Below are 1,135 nucleotides of genomic sequence, written 5' to 3'. Positions count from 1 at the left end.
TCATGTCCAAGGAAAAGTTCGATCGCAGCCTGCCCCACGTGAACATCGGAACGATTGGGCACGTGGACCACGGCAAGACGTCGCTGACGGCGGCCATCACGAAGGTGCTGGCCAAGACGGGCGGCGCCACGTTCCTGGCGTACGACCAGATTGACAAGGCGCCGGAAGAGCGCGAGCGCGGCATCACCATCTCCACGGCGCACGTGGAGTACAAGACGAAGAACCGTCACTACGCGCACGTCGACTGTCCGGGACACGCCGACTACGTGAAGAACATGATCACGGGCGCGGCGCAGATGGACGGCGCCATCCTGGTGGTGTCGGCGGCGGACGGCCCGATGCCCCAGACGCGCGAGCACATCCTGCTGGCCCGTCAGGTGGGCGTGCCCTACATCGTGGTCTTCCTGAACAAGGTGGACCTGCTGGACGACCCCGAGCTGCGCGAGCTCGTGGAGATGGAAGTCCGCGACCTGCTGAAGAAGTACGAGTTCCCTGGCGACAGCATCCCCATCATCCCCGGCTCCGCGGTGAAGGCGCTGGAGGGTGACACCAGCGACATCGGCGAGCCGGCCATCCTGAAGCTGATGGAGGCGGTGGACGCGTACATCCCGACGCCGCAGCGCGCGACGGACAAGCCCTTCCTGATGCCGGTGGAAGACGTGTTCTCCATCGCCGGCCGCGGTACGGTGGCGACGGGCCGCGTGGAGCGCGGAATCATCAAGGTGGGCGAGGAAGTCGAAGTCGTCGGCCTGCGCGCGACGCAGAAGACGGTGGTGACGGGCGTGGAGATGTTCCGCAAGCTGCTGGACGAGGGCCGGGCGGGCGACAACATCGGCGCGCTGGTCCGTGGCCTCAAGCGCGAGGATATGGAGCGCGGCCAGGTGCTGGCGAAGCCGGGCAGCATCACGCCGCACACGAAGTTCAAGGCGCAGATTTACGTGCTGTCGAAGGAAGAGGGCGGCCGTCACACCCCGTTCTTCAAGGGGTACCGTCCGCAGTTCTACTTCCGCACCACGGACGTGACGGGCACGGTGAAGCTGCCGGACAACGTCGAGATGGTCATGCCGGGCGACAACATCGCCATCGAGGTGGAGCTCATCACCCCGGTCGCGATGGAGAAGGAGCTCCGGTTCGC

The 1,135-nt window shown here is 65.8% G+C and carries 1 protein-coding gene; it reads left to right on the top strand.

Annotated features, from left to right (window positions below; translation table 11 throughout):
• Window positions 1-2 precede the first annotated feature (2 nt).
• Window positions 3-1,135, top strand: a 1,133-nt coding sequence (gene tuf / locus D7V77_RS42080) for an elongation factor Tu (RefSeq protein ID WP_120581740.1), incomplete at its 3' end; no start/stop codon positions are given.

It is taken from the genome of Corallococcus sp. CA041A (assembly GCF_003612075.1).
In the GTDB taxonomy this organism is placed as follows: Bacteria; Myxococcota; Myxococcia; order Myxococcales; family Myxococcaceae; genus Corallococcus; species Corallococcus exiguus.
This window is presented reverse-complemented; position numbering and strand designations above follow the sequence as displayed.